19 protein-coding genes and 1 tRNA gene are annotated in these 16427 nt (G+C 64.5%); 14 read left to right on the plus strand and 6 right to left on the minus strand.

Annotation, left to right across the window (positions count from 1 at the left end):
- The coding region (locus Q0964_RS05700) for a potassium transporter TrkG (protein ID WP_299264642.1) at positions 1–149 on the plus strand (149 nt) is incomplete at its 5' end.
- A 26-nt stretch (positions 150–175) separates the two neighbouring features.
- On the opposite strand, the gene Q0964_RS05705 is transcribed toward Q0964_RS05700, so the two are convergent.
- The 3 genes from Q0964_RS05705 to Q0964_RS05715 are packed head-to-tail and all read right to left on the minus strand — an operon-like array spanning position 176 to position 2956.
- On the minus strand, positions 176–1852 hold the full coding sequence (locus Q0964_RS05705) for a potassium transporter TrkG (protein WP_299264593.1): 1677 nt from the start codon (positions 1850–1852) through the stop codon (positions 176–178).
- Between the two features lies 1 nt (position 1853).
- On the minus strand, positions 1854–2537 hold the full coding sequence (locus tag Q0964_RS05710; protein WP_299264597.1) for a potassium channel family protein: 684 nt from the start codon (positions 2535–2537) through the stop codon (positions 1854–1856).
- Positions 2538–2593: 56 nt separating this feature from the next.
- Positions 2594–2956 (minus strand): DUF7975 family protein, encoded by a 363-nt coding sequence (locus Q0964_RS05715; RefSeq protein ID WP_299264599.1) that lies wholly within the window; start codon positions 2954–2956, stop codon positions 2594–2596.
- 103 nt (positions 2957–3059) lie between these two features.
- On the opposite strand from Q0964_RS05715, the gene Q0964_RS05720 reads away from it, so the two are divergent.
- The 7 genes from Q0964_RS05720 to Q0964_RS05750 all read left to right on the plus strand — a co-directional run bounded on the left by Q0964_RS05720 (position 3060) and on the right by Q0964_RS05750 (position 8355).
- The gene (locus Q0964_RS05720; RefSeq protein WP_299264607.1) at positions 3060–3707 is read left to right on the plus strand and encodes an adenylate kinase; all 648 of its coding nucleotides are present in this window, start codon (positions 3060–3062) and stop codon (positions 3705–3707) included.
- A gap of 74 nt (positions 3708–3781) precedes the next feature.
- Positions 3782–4666, plus strand: coding sequence for a DUF106 domain-containing protein (locus Q0964_RS05725; RefSeq protein ID WP_299264609.1), 885 nt, complete (start codon positions 3782–3784; stop codon positions 4664–4666).
- A gap of 189 nt (positions 4667–4855) precedes the next feature.
- Positions 4856–6127 carry an RNA-guided endonuclease InsQ/TnpB family protein gene (locus Q0964_RS05730; RefSeq protein ID WP_349254435.1) on the plus strand — a complete coding sequence of 424 codons (1272 nt, stop codon included), beginning with the start codon at positions 4856–4858 and terminating at the stop codon, positions 6125–6127.
- 227 nt (positions 6128–6354) lie between these two features.
- Positions 6355–6933: a (d)CMP kinase gene (gene cmk / locus Q0964_RS05735; RefSeq protein WP_299264614.1), complete on the plus strand. Its 579-nt coding sequence runs from the start codon at positions 6355–6357 to the stop codon at positions 6931–6933.
- Positions 6933–7835 carry an RNA-guided pseudouridylation complex pseudouridine synthase subunit Cbf5 gene (locus Q0964_RS05740; RefSeq protein WP_299264616.1) on the plus strand — a complete coding sequence of 301 codons (903 nt, stop codon included), beginning with the start codon at positions 6933–6935 and terminating at the stop codon, positions 7833–7835. Before cmk ends, Q0964_RS05740 begins: the two co-directional genes overlap by 1 nt.
- Positions 7836–7882: 47 nt before the next feature.
- Positions 7883–7953 (plus strand) — tRNA-Pro (locus Q0964_RS05745).
- 258 nt (positions 7954–8211) lie between these two features.
- Positions 8212–8355, plus strand: a complete 144-nt coding sequence (locus Q0964_RS05750; RefSeq protein WP_299264618.1) for a hypothetical protein — start codon at positions 8212–8214, stop codon at positions 8353–8355.
- 190 nt (positions 8356–8545) lie between these two features.
- Here the strand turns inward: Q0964_RS05750 and Q0964_RS05755 are convergent, their stop codons facing one another.
- Positions 8546–8764 (minus strand): hypothetical protein, encoded by a 219-nt coding sequence (locus Q0964_RS05755; RefSeq protein WP_299264620.1) that lies wholly within the window; start codon positions 8762–8764, stop codon positions 8546–8548.
- A gap of 185 nt (positions 8765–8949) precedes the next feature.
- Positions 8950–10686, minus strand: coding sequence for a dihydroxy-acid dehydratase (ilvD, locus tag Q0964_RS05760; protein ID WP_299264621.1), 1737 nt, complete (start codon positions 10684–10686; stop codon positions 8950–8952).
- A gap of 124 nt (positions 10687–10810) precedes the next feature.
- Between ilvD and Q0964_RS05765 the strand changes: the two genes are divergently transcribed.
- The 4 genes from Q0964_RS05765 (at position 10811) to Q0964_RS05780 (ending at position 14310) form a co-directional block, all read left to right on the plus strand.
- Positions 10811–11776 (plus strand): beta-ribofuranosylaminobenzene 5'-phosphate synthase family protein, encoded by a 966-nt coding sequence (locus Q0964_RS05765; RefSeq protein ID WP_299264624.1) that lies wholly within the window; start codon positions 10811–10813, stop codon positions 11774–11776.
- Between the two features lie 61 nt (positions 11777–11837).
- Positions 11838–12674 (plus strand): RAD55 family ATPase, encoded by an 837-nt coding sequence (locus Q0964_RS05770; protein WP_299264627.1) that lies wholly within the window; start codon positions 11838–11840, stop codon positions 12672–12674.
- A 132-nt stretch (positions 12675–12806) separates the two neighbouring features.
- Positions 12807–13682, plus strand: coding sequence for a hypothetical protein (locus Q0964_RS05775; RefSeq protein ID WP_299264630.1), 876 nt, complete (start codon positions 12807–12809; stop codon positions 13680–13682).
- A complete protein-coding gene (locus Q0964_RS05780; protein ID WP_299264633.1) occupies positions 13675–14310 on the plus strand; it encodes a DUF8135 domain-containing protein in 636 nt (211 codons plus the stop codon). The genes Q0964_RS05775 and Q0964_RS05780 overlap by 8 nt, the downstream gene beginning before the upstream one ends.
- Here the strand turns inward: Q0964_RS05780 and Q0964_RS05785 are convergent.
- Positions 14302–14889, minus strand: a complete 588-nt coding sequence (locus Q0964_RS05785) for a response regulator transcription factor (protein ID WP_299264635.1) — start codon at positions 14887–14889, stop codon at positions 14302–14304. The two genes, Q0964_RS05780 and Q0964_RS05785, sit on opposite strands and share 9 nt — an antisense overlap.
- Positions 14890–15019: 130 nt before the next feature.
- Here Q0964_RS05785 and Q0964_RS05790 point away from each other — a divergent pair, with 130 nt between their 5' ends.
- Positions 15020–16087, plus strand: coding sequence for a sensor histidine kinase (locus tag Q0964_RS05790; RefSeq protein ID WP_299264637.1), 1068 nt, complete (start codon positions 15020–15022; stop codon positions 16085–16087).
- 52 nt (positions 16088–16139) lie between these two features.
- Positions 16140–16427 (plus strand): RPA12/RPB9/RPC11 RNA polymerase family protein (locus Q0964_RS05795; protein ID WP_299264640.1); only part of this gene is annotated, 288 nt, incomplete at its 3' end.

The raw sequence follows: 16427 nt of genomic DNA on the forward strand, positions 1-16427 counted from the left end.
CTGGCTTTGGCCCGCTGGGGCCGTTCGGGAGTTTCCTCGACTTCTCGAACTACTCGAAGCTCCTGATGATCTTCCTGATGTGGATCGGCCGGCTCGAAATCATCCCGGTGCTGGCGCTTTTCATCAGCAAACTAGAGGACTCCGGCTGAGCCCACGAGCCACTCGGCCGCGACCCTCAGGGGTTCAGTCCGTAGACCGCCGAGCGGACGAACACGAGGACCGGGATGATCTCCAGACGGCCGATCCACATGTTGAGGACGAACAGTCCCTCGGCGACCGGGTGCATCGACGGCCCGGTGATGCCCGAGGAGAGGCCGACGTTACCCTGTGCGCTGGCCACCTCGAACAGCGCGTCGGCGTACCCGAAGCCGGGCCCAGCGAGGTTGCTCAGGACGACGCTGCTGGCGATCAGCAGGAGGACCCACAGTATCGTGACGATGGCGGCCTCGCTGAACTCCCGTTCCATCTCCTCACGGTCCAACTGTCTGTCCCCGATACGAGCCACGACGACTGTGTTTTTCGGCAGGAAGACCCGCGAAAACTGCCAGATGATTCCCCGGGCGATGGTGTAGCCACGCACGATCTTGATCCCGCCGACCGTCGACCCGGCGGCTCCGCCGAGGGTCATCGCCCCGACGACGAGTATCTTCCCGCCGGCGAGCCAGCGGCCGATCGGGGCCGACTGGAAGCCGGTACAGGTCAGCGCGCTCACCCACTGGAAAGTCGAGTCACGGGCGGCGTCTAGCGCCGGCGCGTCGAGTCCGGGTACCGACAGGAACGCCGGGCCGGTGAACGCGTCGGCTGCGACCCGAACCGACGTGACGTTCTGAGCCGAGAGGACGACCACGCCCAGCGCGAGTAACGCGAACAGCCATCGAGTCTGGAGGTCGGCGACGAGTTCCCGCAGGTCGCGGTCGTGCAGGAGGACGTAGTGAATCGGGAAGGCGATAGCACCGAGAATCATGATCGGGAGCAGGACGAACTCGACCAGCGGGGAGTGGTATGTCCCGATGGAATTGTCGGTGACGCTGAATCCGCCGGTCGTCAGCCCAGTCATGGCGTGGTTCAGAGCCTGCCAGCCCACCTCCCACAGCGGGAGCGACCGCGTGTAGGCACTCTCGCTCAGGGAGATGGCACCGAACAGCAACACGACCGAGAGGAGTGTGTACCCGACGACGAGTTTCCAGACCGTCCGGACCGTGGAGACGACGCTTGGGTGGATCTTCTCCTCGCGGGCCTCGCTCCGGTAGAGGGCGTAGCTCCCGCTCCCGGGGCGGGCGAGGATCGAGACCGTCAGGACGATTACACCGACGCCGCCGACCCACTGGATGAACGAGCGCCACCACTGGATCGCTCGCGGGAGCGACGGCTCGTGGACGGCCATCGTGAGTCCGCTCCCCGTCCAGCCGCTCATGCTCTCGAACACGGCGTGGAGCGGGCTCCGGAAGTACGCGAGACTCGACAGGGTGGTGGTCCCGCCGACCCGGATCGGCTCCCAGTCTGCGGCCGCAGGGACGAACGTGTCCATCACCGTCGGGGGTGTCAGCCACGCGGTGAGGAGGAATGGCACCGCGCCGAACACCGCGGTCATGAACCAGCCGCCGGCGGCGATAACCATTCCGTGTTTCATTTTCGGGGCCGGTGCCCCGGCGAACCCGCGGTTCATCAGCCCGCCCACTCCCGCGGCGAGTCCACCGGCGAGGAGGAATGCGAGAGTTGCGTAGAACTCGCCGAACCCGGCCGCAACCGCGGCGGTGATCGTCATCAGGGCCGACTCGATCAGCAGTAGTGAACCGATGTCCCGGGTGATGGTCGCCAAATCGTCGGGGACTTCGGGTCGCTGTCGACTCATCTCAGTCGTGGTCTTCCTCGTGGCCGAACACGTCCGTAACCTCCGGCGTCGCGCCGGTGGCCGAGTACACTGTCAGGAAGTCGTCGACCTGAAGCTGTGTACTCCCGCGCGGCGTGATGGGCTCCCCCTCACCGTCGCGTTCGATGGCGACGATCAGCATGTCGCCGCCGATGAATCCCTCCGCTGCGGCGTCCGAGAGCGTCAGCCCGGCGATCGGAGCCCCGCGGTTGACCCTGATTTCGAACACCTCCGCCGCTTCGCCGATTCGCATGAAGTCGACGATAGAGGGACGCTTGACCGCCCGATAGAGGTGTTCGGCGATGAGCCGCTGTGGATTCTCCATCGTGTTGACACCGATCTGCCGAAAGAGGCTCATATGCTCGGGGTTGTGGACGACAGAGACGACTTCCGGAACCTCCAGTTCCTGTGCCAGCAGACAGATCATGATGTTCGTGGCATCCTGGTCGGTCGTGCTGATGAGGGCGTCGGCCCGTGGGGCTCCGGCTTCTTCGAGGGTCTCTTTGACCGTCGCGTCGTCCTGGAGGACCAGACAGTCGTACTGTGAAGCGGCCCGCTCGGCACGCTTCTCGTCGCGTTCGATGACGACGACCTCGTTACCCCCCACGGTCGCGATTTCGATGAGGGGTGTGCCGATGTCGCCAGCACCGACGATAACGATGTACATCTAACGACACGATTCAGACGGCGGTGCTGAAAACGTATCGACTACGACCCGACGCCTCACCCTTCGACTCGGAGGTCGTAGTTCTCGGGCTGACCGAACACGTCGAGAAACAACCGGTCCAGGAAGTCCGCAGCGTGTTTCGGGTCCGCGATGGCCGAGACGTGAACCTCGCCGTCCGGCGCTTTGCGTGTCGCGGGCTGTGCGAGTTTGAACACCGAAAACTCCGACAGCACCGCGTCCAGTCGGTCACGTTCGACGTCGTCGACGTGGACGACGACCTCACGGTCGCGGTAACTGACTGTCGGCGCGTTCGGGGCCGTGAGCCGAACCGGCGACTCGCTCCCGGCCCTGCGGTGGGCGACGATGGCCTTCGCGACTGCTGTCCGCCGCTCGGCCGGATCGCTCCCGTCGGCGGTCATGTCCGAACTCAGGACGGCCAGGGACAAAAGCGGGGTCCTTCGACGAGTTGCGACGACGACTCAGAGCAACAGGTACAAATCCCGTGCTGGAGAAGACAGTCTCATGACAGCGGTACACGTGCTGATTCTCGGCCCGCCGGGCGCAGGCAAAGGGACACAGAGCAGCCGGATTGCCGAGCGGTTCGACGTGGAACACGTCACCACCGGCGACGCCCTACGGGGGAACAAAGACATGGACATCAGCGACATGGATACCGAGTACGACACGCCACGCGAGTACATGGAGGCGGGCGACCTCGTCCCGGACGCCGTCGTCAACGCCATTGTTGAGGAGGCCCTCCAGAGCGCCGACGGCTACGTACTGGACGGCTACCCGCGCAATATGGAGCAGGCCGACGAACTCACAGACATGACCGACCTCGACGTGATTCTCTCGCTGTCGGTTAGCCGCGACGAACTCGTCGACCGGCTGACCGGCCGCCGGGTCTGTGACGACTGCGGCACCAACTTCCACGTCGAGTTCGACCAGCCCGAGGACGACGGCATCTGTGACGACTGCGGCGGCGAGTTGATCCAGCGCGAGGACGACAACGAGGCCTCTGTGAACAACCGCCTCGATGTGTTCGATGACAACACCGCGCCGGTAATCGACCAGTACCGCGACGACGAGGGGTTCGTCGAGGTCGACGGCGAACAGACTCCCGACGAGGTTTGGGCGGACATCGAGGCTGCGGTCGAAAACCGAACCTGACCGGCCGGACGACCGCCGTTCTCCTCGACGCCAGAGTAAAAGCTTGATTACCGGTGGTACCCATAGCTTAGATAATGCCACGTACCGCCGAGAAAGTAGAGTCACTCGCCCGGGAGGAAAGCGAGCTGATGGACGCGCTCCAAGCAGTCCTTGACGTCGTCGAGGACAACGGAACCGTCGAGTGGAGTGACGTCAGCGGCGAGATGACGAGCGGCCAGTGGGGTCGCCTCATTGAGAAGGGACTGCTCGTCGACGCCGACGGCACCGGGTTCGTCGTCGACGACCCCGAAGGTGTCCGCGACGCGCTCGCCGACGACGACGTGAGCGACGCGGCCGCCGACGGTGACGAGGAATCCTCGTGGTCGAGTTACGACAAGCTAGCCGGCGTCGGCGCGGTAGGGATGATGGCCGGCTACTCGCTGCCGTCGATCCGCAACGCTATCGGCGGTACCCTCGACGTGCTGTTCGGGCCACTGGAAGCGATGGTTCCGTTCTACGTCGTCGTTATGGTTCTGGCCATGCTCACGGGTCTGTACTCGACGCTGTTGCAGGCCAACCTGATGGACATGGACAAGATGAGCGAGTACCAGGAACAGATGCAGGAGATTCAGGAACGTCGCAAGGAGGCCAAAGAACGCGGCGACGACGAGGCGCTGGACCGCATCCAGCAGGAACAGATGGACGCCATGGGCGACCAGATGGGCATGTTCAAAGAGCAGTTCCGGCCGATGGTCTGGATCATGCTGCTGACCATCCCGGTGTTCCTGTGGATGTACTGGCTGCTCGGGACCGGTCAGATCGACGCACAGAGCGTCGTCCTCCCGCTGATCGGGGACATCAGCTGGCAGACCGGTGTCCTCGGCCCACTCCAAGCGTGGATTCTCTGGTACTTCCTCTGCTCGATGGGCTTCACCCAGATCATCCGGAAGTCGCTGAACATCCAGACGACGCCGACCTGATCGGCGCGTAGTCCTCTCTCCTCGACGCCTCCCGACTCTTCTTCACAGGCGGTACAAGGCGGATGCCACGGGGCTTGACCCCGTGGAGGAAGCCGACACTTCATGACTCAAACAACGCTCAACAACAGGGCCGACTCCACCACAATAATATAAATATGTATTAGGTAGTAACTCTAAATGTGAGCCACGATTGACGACGCGCCACGGCGTACCGTACCCATCAAACTCGACGTGCCCGAACAGCGTCGTGGCGACCTCCATCAAACCAAACAGCAATTCCTCCACTGTGCAAACCGCACAAGTGACTGGGCGTGGCGCTACGACGACTACTGCATCACCAGCAAAAACAAAGCCGAAAACGCGCTGTACGACGACTTGCGCGAGGAAACCGACCTCACCGCCAACCTCGTCCAGAAAGGCATTCGCCGTGCTATCGAAGCCGTCACAGGCGGCGTTGAGAAACTGAAACAGGGCGAGAAAACAAGTCAACCAGAATTTGACTCATGGAGCGTCGTCTATGACAAACGCTCTGCGACGTTCAACGATGACCACGCGACACTTTCGACACCAAACGGGCGGGTCAAAACTGACTATGTTCTCCAACCGGAAAGCGAACGTGAAGGCACACCGTTCGGTCGGTACTACGAGAGCGACGACTGGGATGCTTCAACTGCCACACTCCAGTACGACGAACAGGAAGACACGTTCTCCCTGCACGTCACGCTGAAAAATCCAGACTACGAGGTTGACGGCGCGGAACGCCACGAAGCCGAGTCACCCGACGACCACGAAAAGAACGGAGTGGTTCTTGGAGTGGATTTGAACGTGACCGGCGTGTTTGCCGTCACCTCCACAGGTGCGTTCATCGGCAGTGCTGACTACCTGAACCACAAACGCGACCAGTACGAGCAACGCCGCGGCAAACTGCAACAGACAGGAACGCGCTCGGCACACCTCACCATTCAATCCATCGGCAGTGCGTTCAGCGAGTGGTCGCTGGACTGGTTGCACAACCGAGCGAACGACCTCATCGCGGAAGCCCAGTCTGGGGATGTGGACGGCATCATTTTCGAGAATCTTGACCACATCCGCGAGAACATTGCGAACGGCAGTCAGTTCCAGCAGTGGGCCTACGCGAAGTTCGTGGAATTAGTCGAATACAAGGCGGAATCCACGGCGTTGTTCGTTGATTTCGTCAATCCAGCCTACACAAGCCAGCGGTGTTCGCACTGTGGGTTTACACACGAGGACAACCGCGACGACAAAGCGTTCGTGTGTCAGGACTGTGGGCACGAAGCAAACGCAGACTACAACGCGGCGAAGAACATTGCCAACCGATATTGCGGGTATATCCATCGTGGGCAGAAGTCTCGCGGTGGATGGGCCACCAGTCAACTGGCCCTCAAGTCAGGGGCGTTGAACGTGAATGGTGAGTACACACCTGCCGAATTACTCGGTTAGAACGGGAGTCCACTGACAAGCCTCGGGGCTTGACCCCGAGGCGGTTGACCAGCACGCTAAACAGCCCACGGGTGACCGACGCCAGCACTGCCTCGGCAGGCCCGGCAGGACCGGGCGGTCGACCGTGTGTCCCGGCACTGGACCGTTGCGGTTGGACACTGCTCTGTCCTGACGGCCATTCCGGTCGAAGACACAACCTCTTTTACCGCGACTACCGCAGGTCTAATATGCTGATTACCGTCTCCGGCCCCGCGGGGAGCGGCAAAAGTACGCTCGCGGCGGGACTGGCCGACGCGCTCGGCCACGAGCACGTCAGTGGGGGTGACATCTTCCGCGCGCTGGCCGACGAGCGCGGTTGCTCGCTGGTCGAGTTCAACGAACTCGCCGAGGAAGACGCCCAGATCGACCGCGACCTGGACTGTCGGCTTCGCGAGACCGCGCGTGAGTCGACCGACCTGGTGCTGGAATCGCGGTTGGCCGGCTGGATGGCCGCCGAGTACGCCGACCTCCGGGTGTGGCTCGACGCACCTCTCGACGTGCGGGCCGACCGCATCGCCGACCGCGAGAACAAGCCCCTCGAGGAGGTCCTCGAGGAGACACGCGCCCGCGCCGCCAGCGAAGCCCAGCGTTACCGGGAGTATTACGGTATCGACATCGAGGACCGCTCGATCTACGACTTGACCGTGAACACGGCCCGCTGGGAAGCCGACGCCTGCCTCTCGTTCGTGCTGTCGGCCGCCGAGTCCTACAGCCCCGACCACGACGAGGGGACGTACCCGGTCGAAGGGGTCCGCTACGAGTTCTGATGGTCGACCGCGGCGCTCCCGACGACCGGTCGATTCCGGACCTGCTTCAGTTCGGTGTCGTCAACCTGGACAAACCGCCAGGCCCCTCCGCGCATCAAGTGGCCGCCTGGGTCCGGGACATGGTCGCCGAGACAGTTCCGGGCGGCATCGACGGCGTGGCTCACGCCGGCACGCTCGACCCGAAGGTCACGGGCTCGCTTCCCCTCCTGCTCGGCGACGCCACCCGGATGGCACAGGTGTTCGACGACGCTATCAAGGAGTACGTCGCTGTCCTCGAACTCCACGGACGAGCACCCGCCGATCTCGAATCCGTCGTCGCGGAGTTCGAGGGCCACATCTACCAGAAACCGCCCCGCAAGAGCGCGGTCAAACGCCAGCTCCGGATCCGGGAGATTCACGACCTGGACGTGCTGGAAGTCGCGGACCGCCGTGCACTCCTGCGCGTCCGCTGTGCGAGCGGCACCTACATCAGAAAGCTCTGCCACGACGTCGGCCTGGCGCTGGGCACCGGCGCGCACATGGGCCACCTCCGGCGCACGGCGACCGGCCAGTTCGACAGCCGCGACCTAGTGACGCTGGAGGACCTCGCCGACGCCCTCGCGTGGTGGGAGGAAGACGGCGATTCCACCCCACTCCAGGCGGTCGTTGACCCCGCCGAGCGCGCTCTGGGACCGCTCTCCAGCGTGACCATCGCCCCCAGCGCCGCCGAGCAGGTCGCCGAGGGGGCGTCGGTGTACGCACCGGGGGTCATCGAATCGGAGCCGGGTGCCGACGACGTGGCTGACCGACCGCTCGTAGCCTGCTACACACCGGACGAGGCGGCCGTCTGTCTCGGCCGGCTCGCCGGCGACCCCGAAGGCGAATCCGGAACCGTCGTCGAGTTAGACCGTGTACTGGTGTAGGCGCAAAACGACACGCTTAATCCGGGGACTCTCGTCAACCCGAGTGCGGGACCGTGGGGTAGCGGTATCCTCGGCGCATGGGGTGCGTCGGACCTGAGTTCGAATCTCGGCGGTCCCATACCACTTTTTACTTTCATCCGAGAGAGCGAAGCTCTCTCGTGATCCCGAAAGCGCGCGACGCTCTTTCGGGCGACGTCGGGTCGCGCAGAGCGCGACCGCTCCTCGTAAAAACGTGGGGAAAAACTCCTCGGCGCTCAGCCTTCGGCTTCGCGCCGAGTGAACCGCGCTCGCTTCGCTCGCGCGGATGCTGGTACCACCTCCGAATTGCCAGCGGAGTGCCTGACTAGCGTACCTCGTCGACACGTTCTACGAGGTCGTGACCATCGCGCTCGTGCTGGCCGGGGCATACGCAGTTCTCGGGCGGCGCATGGTGTCGGCCGCCGTCGAGGACGCCCAAAAGATGGCTGGCGACGGGAGCGACGAGCAGGGCGGTGACGAGACCAGTGGGGGCCAGCAGTGAGGTTCCCCGCCGAGTCGGTGCCGAACGGGAGCGTGGCGCTCCCGCATCACCTCTACACTGACCTGCTCATCGTACTCTGGGCGCGCTGCTGGTGAACGTGACGGCCGGCGGGAACGCCGCCGGGTTCCACCCCGCCACCGACAGCGGCAACGTCACCATCGAGTCGGTCTGACGGCGCTATCTGTGGCGACTACTCGAGGAACAGCAGGAAGATACTCGGCGCGATTAGCAGGACGAGGCCGACGACCATCAGGGCTGCCGGCAGGACGAACACGGACATGTCGGCGACGAGCCACATGCCCGCACCCGCGAGTAGCGCGAGCAGCCCCACGAGTCGGACGATCCAGGCCAGTACACCCTCCAGGCCGAAGTCGGCTGCCACTTCCGCTCCTTCGAGTATTTCATCCATGGCTATCTGGGCGTTCGACCATCCAACTACTTATGTTTGGTTGAGAACAGATCACAACCACGGCTTAGTTCTTCGGGTCGCCGCAGGCGACCACTCGTGGTAAAAGCTGGACAAAAAGACGGGCCCTCGTTGCACTCGGTCCCGCGAACCGCGCTCACTCCGTTCGCGCAGATGCCGGACTCCGTTCAGTCCTGCTTCGCGCCGGGATTGGTCACTGCGCCGTTGGCCGCCGAGTCGAACATCCGGCCGTACTTCGCCAGCACGCCGTTCGTGTAGTTGGGGTCGGAGCGGTCGCGCTCGTCTAGACGGCGCTCGATCTCCGCCTCGGTGATGTCTACCGATAGTTCGAGGTCGTCGATGTCGATAGTGACGGTGTCACCGTCCTCCAGCGCCGCGATGGGACCGCCGACGTGGGCTTCGGGTGCGACGTGGCCGATGGAGAAGCCCCGCGTCGCGCCGGAGAAGCGGCCGTCGGTGAACAGCGCAACGTCCTCGGCGTGACCCTGTCCGGCGACCGCGGAGGTGACACCTAGCATCTCACGCATCCCGGGACCACCGCGTGGTCCCTCGTTGCGGATGCCAATCACGTCACCGGACTCGACGTTGCCCTCCTGGACGTACGCCATGGCCTCGGCCTCCTCCTCGAAGACGCGGACGGGCCCCTCGTGGTGGAGGTGGTCTTCGCCGGTGATCTTGATGACGGCGCCCTCTGGGGCGAGGTTACCCGTGAGGATGCGAATCGCTCCGCGCTCGTGGATCGGGTCGGCGACGGTGTTCAAAAAGTCCGCGTCCAGGTCGTCGACGGCCGGCGGCTCGATGGACTCGATGGCCTCGGCCATCGTCTCGCCCGTCACGGTCAGGGCGTCGCCGTGGAGCAGGTCCGCGTCCAGCAACTCGCGGAGGACGACTGGCACACCGCCGACTTCGTGGAGGTCGTTCATCACCTTCTCGCCGCCAGGCTGGAGGTCGGCGATTTTCGGTGTACGGGCGCTAATACGGTTGAAGTCCTCGATGCTCAACTCGATACCTGCCTCGGCCGCCATCGCCAGCAAATGGAGGACGGCGTTGGTCGACCCGCCGATGGCGACCTGCAGGGCGATGGCGTTCTCGAAGGACGCCCGCGTGAGGAAGTCGGAGGGTTTGCGCCGCTCACGGACGACCTCGACCGCGAGGTCGCCTGCCTCGCGGGCGACCTCGTAGCGGGAGTCGTCCTCGGCGGGTGGTGAGGCGGAGCCGAGGGGTGAAAACCCAAGCGCTTCCGAGATGGAGGCCATCGTGTTCGCGGTGAACATCCCACCACAGGAACCCGCGCCGGGGCAGGCGTTGCGCTCCATCTCGTCGAGTTCGTCTTCAGTCATCTCGCCGTCGGCGACCGCGCCGACGCCCTCGAACATGTTCTGAATCGTGACCTCACGACCCTCGTGTTCGCCGGGCATGATCGACCCACCGTACAGGAAGACGCTGGGCAGGTCCGTCCGGATTGAGGCCATCATCATCCCGGGCATGTTCTTGTCACAGCCGCCGAGGGTGACCAGCCCGTCCATGCGCTCGCCGAACGCGACGAGTTCGACCGAATCGGCGATGACTTCCCGCGAAATCAACGAGGCCTTCATGCCCTCGTGACCCATCGAGATGGCGTCGGAGATGGTAATCGTGCCGAACTCGATGGGCATCCCCTCGCCCTCGTCGATGCCGTCGTAGGCAGACTGGGCTACGTCGTCGAGGTGAACGTTACAGGGCGTGATGTCGGCAGCGGGGTTGGCGACGCCGACCATCGGCGAGGACAGGTCCTCGTCGTCGTAGCCCATCGCGCGGAACATCGCACGGTGAGGTGCCTTCTCGGTCCCTTCGGTGACCTCGTTGCTCGGGAGGTCGTCGGGCTTTCCCTCCCGCCCCTCGGGTTCCTGCGGTTGCTGGCTCATGACCGTAAGATTGCTACCCTGGCGATTTAACTTCCCGGATTTTGGAACCGAATCACCGTCTCGTCCCCGAACCGACTCGGACCGACCCGCAACTGCCATCACCGCCGAGTGACTACGCTGTCGTATGATTCGCGTCGCCGCCGGTGCGCGTCTGCACTTTGGCTTCCAGAACCTCTCGCTGGCCCGCGAACGGCTCTATGGCGGTATCGGTGTCGCTCTCGACGAGCCACGAGTGGTCTTAGAGGCCGAGTCCGCGGAGGGCGTCCACTGTGACGACGACACCGTGGCCGACCACGCAGGGACGGCGGTCGACCTACTCGGCGTGTCTGGTGTCGAGTTGACCGTCGCCGAGCGCCTCCCGCGTCACGTCGGCCTCGGTAGCGGCACGCAGCTCGCAATGGCGACGCTCGCGGCGGTCGCTGCCGCGCACGACCGCGAACCGGAACTCCGTGGGCGTGCCCCGACACTCGGCCGTGGGGGCCGCAGCGGCGTCGGCGTCGCGGTCGCCGAAGCCGGCGGATTCGTCGTCGACGGCGGCCACCCCACCGAACTGTTCACGGCCGCACCGCCCGCCGACGGCGCGTGGACGGTCCCGCCGGTGACCGCACGCCACGAACTCCCGACCGACTGGCGGTTCGTCGTCCTCGTTCCCGACGCCGAACCAGGCCGGAGCGGCGATGCCGAAGACGAGAGTATGCGCACGGTGGTCGAACGCGCGGACCCGGGTATCGCCGACGAGATCGGCGGTGTCCTCCTCCGACAGGTTCTCCCGGCGGCCGCCGAGGGCGACCGGACCACCTTCGGTGACGGAGTGTCGAAACTCGGCCGGCTCAACGGCGCTTGGTACGCGGACGAACAGGGTGGCGTTTACCGCCCGCCTGCGGGCCGAATTGTCGACGAACTCTCGAACGACTCGACCGTCGCGGGGACCGGCCAGTCCTCGTGGGGACCTGCTGTCTACGGGCTGACCGACGCCGAGGTGGTCGGCGACGCCCGGGCCGCTGCACGGGCAGCGCTCGACGCCGCCGGTGTCGACGGCCGGGTCGTCGTGACTGCACCGGCAAACCGCGGGCTTCGGATCGACCGCTGACACGCGTTTCGACGGCCGAACCCGCCGCAAGTAGTAAATCGCCCCGTGCGCTTGTAGAAGCATGGACCGCATCCCCTTCGGTATCCGACAGTTGGATCCGATCATCGACGGGGGGGCACCGCCGGGCAGCGTCGTCCTGCTGTCGGGTGAGGCGGGGGCCGGCTCCCGAGAGTTCATCTACACGAGCGCGATGATCAACGCGCTCGCCAACGCAAACCGGGAACTCCATGACCTCTACTACGGCGACCTCGCGGCCGGCGCGAGCGTCACCGACGAGATACACTACATCTCCTTCACCGCCGACAGCGACCAGCTTTACCGGGAGATGAACCGGACGATGGACACCGAAATCGTCGAGTCGGCATTCGACACAGTCGAGTTCGTCGACATGGCCGAGTCGTACTTCCACACCAGCAGCGTCCCACGTGACTGGTACGCCGAGGAAACCGGGCACATCACGGACATGGCCGGCCGTCACGACCGCGAGGACCTCTTCACCGCCCTCGGCAACCACCTCAACCAGCACGCTCAGGGCAACCTGATCGTCCTGGACTCGCTGTCCGACCTGATCAGTGCTGTCGGTGAGGACCGAGACTGGTCGGACATCGTCTATCTCGTCAAAGGCCTCCAGAAAGCCGCCCACTCCTGGAACGGGTTGATTCTCGTCCACGTGAACCACGAGACGGTCACACCCGAACAGCACGGTCAACTCGTCGATGCCGCCAACGGGACCATGACCTTCGAGTGGGAGCAGGGCGGCTCCGAACGGGCTCGGACGCTCGTGTTCAAGAAGTTCCGTGGCGTCCTCTCGCGGATCGAAGACGAGAATATCATTCGCTTCGAGACGGAGGTCGGCGACGCCGGCTTCGACATCAGCGACGTTCGAAAGATTCGCTGACACCTTCGGGACCGGCCTCCTGCACGACCTCGATTTTCCGCGCGAGCGTGTCTCTCTCCCGACCGTCCGTTGTTTTAGGAGTTGATAAACTGTGGCAAACTCTTAACTGGCGAAGGAGCTAACTGCGAGTAGATGGCCAGTGAGCCGACGGACGAGCCGGTGACGGTTTCGCTCCCGCCGGAGTTGGCAGCGTGGCTCGACGAGCAGGCCACCGACCGCGGCACTGACCGCGAAACTATTCTCGCTCAACTGCTCGCCGCCTACCGTGCTACCGACGACCTCGACGCTGATGACCCCGAGGCATTGGCCGACGTTGTCGACGTCGAATCCGCCGTCGAGGCCGTTCTCGCTGACCGCCTCCCCGATATCGTAGACGCCGTTACCGACCAGCTAGAGGTCGAGCCAGAGGTGCAAGAGGCCGTCGAGCGCCACCTCCAGGACGCGCTCGACGACCGCCTCGGGGCGGTCGAAGACGACTACATGGACAAGATTCAGGACGTTCGCCAGCGCGTCGTTCAGGTCAAACAGGAGGCCGACGACAAAGCACCGGCCGACCACGAGCACCCCGACCTGACCGACCGCATCGACGGGCTCGCTACCGACGTCGAGGCCGTCGAGGACCAGGTCGAGACGCTCCGAATCCAACTGGACGAGCGAACCGACGAGACCGCAACCCGAGTCGACGACCTGACAGAGACTGTCGACGGCCTCGAGGAGAAGGTCCGGACGGTCGCCCACGTCGTCCGTGACCTGCGCGACGACTCCCGAGTAGGCTCGAAACGGGCCGCCTCCGTCGAGGGAATCAAACGCGCCGCCGCCAAACTCGACGTGGACCGCGCGAAGTGTAGCGTCTGTGGCAACGGCGTCCAGGTCGGACTGTTGACCGACCCGGAGTGTCCACACTGTGAGGCTGTCGTCACCGACGTCGAAGCAAAGAACGGATTCTTCGGCAGTCCGAAACTCGTCAAGGCCCAGAGTATCGAGGCCCCGGAGGACGAGGATGGCTGACGACGAGAAAGACCCGTTCGATTCCTTCGAGACGCCCGAGGATGCGAGTGACGACCCCTTCGAGGACCTGGAACGACCCGACACCGACGACCCCGACGCCGCGGACGCCACCCCGGCGGACGGCACGGCGGACAGTCCAACCGACGCATCGACGCCGCCGGGACGACTCCCCGACGACCCCTTCGACACCGCGGACTCGGCCGGCGCCGACAGTGCCGGCGAGGCCGGGCCGCCGACCCCCGACGACGCGGGCGGCGACGCCTCGACGGAACCGACGGACGACCCATTCGCGGCGTTTTCGACGCCCCGCCAGGGCGAGCAAGACGACCCCTTCGACGCCTTCGAGTCGGCCGGTGCCGACGAGATCGACCCCGACGCAGTCTGGGAGGACCTCGAGAGCGATGGGCTAGAGGTCGACGAACGGACGTACTCGGAGGTGTCGAAACACCGATTCTGTGAGGGGTGTGAACACTTCAGTTCACCGCCGGACATCGGGTGTACGTACGAGGGCGCGGCTATCGTCGAGTTTCTCGACACGGAGACGGTACGGTTGCTGAACTGTCCGGTCGTCGCCGAGCAGCGCGCGCTCGAAGACGGCGGTGCCGATATCGGCGACGATTCAGAGTGAGGACCTGGACCCGCGGTCGACCGATCGGTGGGTCTCGACGATCTCCTCGAAGTCGTCTATCGACTCTCGGAGGTCCTCGCTGAGCGTCACCGCGCGGGCCTTGAGGCGCTGAAACTCCTCGTCCTCTTCCAGTTCTCTCGGCTGAAGTTCCGACTCCAGAACGGAGAGCTTCGAGAGGAGAGTGAAGAACTCGTCGAGTTGTGGGTCGGTTCCGCTCCGGTCGACGTGCCGGTCGAGCGTCGACCCGAGCGTCTCTTTATCGACCGGTTTACACAGGTAGTCGTCGAAATCCATCTCCAGAATGTTGAGGTCGGGGTCGACCGCAGTCACCATAATGATTGGAAAATCGTGGCCCCGGTCGCGTAGCTCCTCGAGAACCTCGTCGCCGTGAATGTCCGGCATCCGACGGTCCAACAGCACGGCGTCGGTGGTCGCGTCGGCCTTTTCGAGCGCCGCTTCGCCACCGAACGCCAGTTCGGTGTCGTAGTCCGTGCGAAGCTTCATCGCGTAGGCCTCTGCGACATCCTCTTCGTCGTCGACGACGAGAACGCTCGGCACGGTACTGGACTCGTGGGGCACAGTCGCTACGGCTATTACTGGAGGCGCGGTGAAATACCTTTGCGCGCTTTCGCTGCCCGAACAATCGGCTCACCGCTCGTAACGGGCGATAGCTACTCTAATGCGCTATCCAAACGGAGAAGCCACACAGATGGACGAGGGGGACGGAGCCGACGAGTTGTTGAGCGCCCATCCAGACCCCGTGGTTCAGTACGGCAAAGGGGCCGAGGGCACCGTCGTCGAGGCGATCAACGCCGCGTTCAGGGAGACGTTCGCGGTCGATGGGGCCGAGGTATCTCTCCGGGCGACACTGGCCGCCGAGGACGCATTGTCTGTGGTCGCGGGCGCCATCCAGTCGGGCGATCATCTCGACCGCGAGACGGTCTGTAATACCACCGATGGCGACCGCCGCTTTCGACTGCGCAACGTTCCAACCGACGACGGGGGGTATCTGCTTTACACTGCAGTCGGTGATGGCCCTGACAGCGAACAGGACCTGCGAGCGGAGGTCGAGCGACTCTCGGAGCGCAACGAGCGCCTGGAGACGTTCGCCAGCGTCGTCTCCCACGACCTTCGAAACCCCCTGGAGGTCGCCGAAACCTACCTCGACGCGGCTAGAGAGACCGGCGAGGGCGAACAGTTCGACCGCGTCGCCCAGGCACTGGACCGGATGCGTACCCTCGTCGAGGACGTTCTCGAACTCGCGCGCGAGGGGCGGGTCATCGACGAACGGGAGCGAACAAGCCTGAAATCGGTCACCGCCGCTGCCTGGGCGACCGTCGACGGTAGCGAGGCGACCCTGACCGTCGAAAACGGTGCGGCGACCTTCCGGACCGACCCGGAGCGGCTTCAGCAGGCGCTGGCCAACCTCTTCCGGAACTCGCTGGAACACGGCGCGGCCGACGCGACGATTCGGGTCGGGACACTGGGCAACGCCGACGGGACGGGTTTCTTTCTCGAAGACAATGGCCCCGGCATCCCCGAGGACGAGCGAGAGGACGTGTTCGAGCCCGGCGTTACGACCGATCAAGACGGCACGGGCCTCGGCCTCGCCATCGTCCAGCGGGTCGTCGAGGCCCACGGCTGGACGGTCGACGTGACCGAGAGTGACTGGGTCACCGCGAGTAGCGCGAGCGGTGGCTCCGAAGACGAACGGGGCGAGTCTTCCAGCGGTGCGCGGTTCGAGGTCCGAGGCATAGATTCACTCCAGCCGCTCTGAGTAGTCGAAAGAATCAAGTGTGGCTCGGGGCCGAGTTTCGGCACCCCCGACCATGCAATTCTGTGACGACTGCGGCTCCATGATGCACGCCGACGGTGACGTGATGGTCTGTGCTTCCTGCGATGCTGAACAGGAGAAAGACGAGGCGGCCGCCGAGAAGTTCGTCTCCACGGAAGAACAGAGCGGCGACGAACTGATCGAGACCGAGGAGGGCGACAGTTTCGAGGGCAAACCCACCGCCGAGGACGTCACCTGTGAGGACTGCGGCCACAGCAAGGCCTGGTACACAATCAAACAGACCGGTTCCGCCGACGAGCCGCCGACGCGATTTTTCAAGTGC

Source organism: Halorientalis sp. (assembly GCF_028275115.1).
Classification (GTDB): Archaea; Halobacteriota; Halobacteria; order Halobacteriales; family Haloarculaceae; genus Halorientalis.

What these genes read in the sequence shown, in the direction of transcription:
- Q0964_RS05725 (WP_299264609.1), top strand. Translation starts at nt 3,782, where the DNA reads ATGCCACGTACCGCCGAGAAAGTAGAGTCACTCGCCCGGGAGGAAAGC.
- Q0964_RS05780 (WP_299264633.1), top strand. Translation starts at nt 13,675, where the DNA reads ATGGCTGACGACGAGAAAGACCCGTTCGATTCCTTCGAGACGCCCGAG.
- ilvD (WP_299264621.1), bottom strand. Translation starts at nt 10,686, where the DNA reads ATGAGCCAGCAACCGCAGGAACCCGAGGGGCGGGAGGGAAAGCCCGAC.
- Q0964_RS05720 (WP_299264607.1), top strand. Translation starts at nt 3,060, where the DNA reads ATGACAGCGGTACACGTGCTGATTCTCGGCCCGCCGGGCGCAGGCAAA.
- Q0964_RS05705 (WP_299264593.1), bottom strand. Translation starts at nt 1,852, where the DNA reads ATGAGTCGACAGCGACCCGAAGTCCCCGACGATTTGGCGACCATCACC.
- Q0964_RS05715 (WP_299264599.1), bottom strand. Translation starts at nt 2,956, where the DNA reads ATGACCGCCGACGGGAGCGATCCGGCCGAGCGGCGGACAGCAGTCGCG.
- Q0964_RS05755 (WP_299264620.1), bottom strand. Translation starts at nt 8,764, where the DNA reads ATGGATGAAATACTCGAAGGAGCGGAAGTGGCAGCCGACTTCGGCCTG.
- Q0964_RS05765 (WP_299264624.1), top strand. Translation starts at nt 10,811, where the DNA reads ATGATTCGCGTCGCCGCCGGTGCGCGTCTGCACTTTGGCTTCCAGAAC.
- Q0964_RS05770 (WP_299264627.1), top strand. Translation starts at nt 11,838, where the DNA reads ATGGACCGCATCCCCTTCGGTATCCGACAGTTGGATCCGATCATCGAC.
- Q0964_RS05710 (WP_299264597.1), bottom strand. Translation starts at nt 2,537, where the DNA reads ATGTACATCGTTATCGTCGGTGCTGGCGACATCGGCACACCCCTCATC.
- Q0964_RS05790 (WP_299264637.1), top strand. Translation starts at nt 15,020, where the DNA reads ATGGACGAGGGGGACGGAGCCGACGAGTTGTTGAGCGCCCATCCAGAC.
- Q0964_RS05740 (WP_299264616.1), top strand. Translation starts at nt 6,933, where the DNA reads ATGGTCGACCGCGGCGCTCCCGACGACCGGTCGATTCCGGACCTGCTT.
- Q0964_RS05775 (WP_299264630.1), top strand. Translation starts at nt 12,807, where the DNA reads ATGGCCAGTGAGCCGACGGACGAGCCGGTGACGGTTTCGCTCCCGCCG.
- cmk (WP_299264614.1), top strand. Translation starts at nt 6,355, where the DNA reads ATGCTGATTACCGTCTCCGGCCCCGCGGGGAGCGGCAAAAGTACGCTC.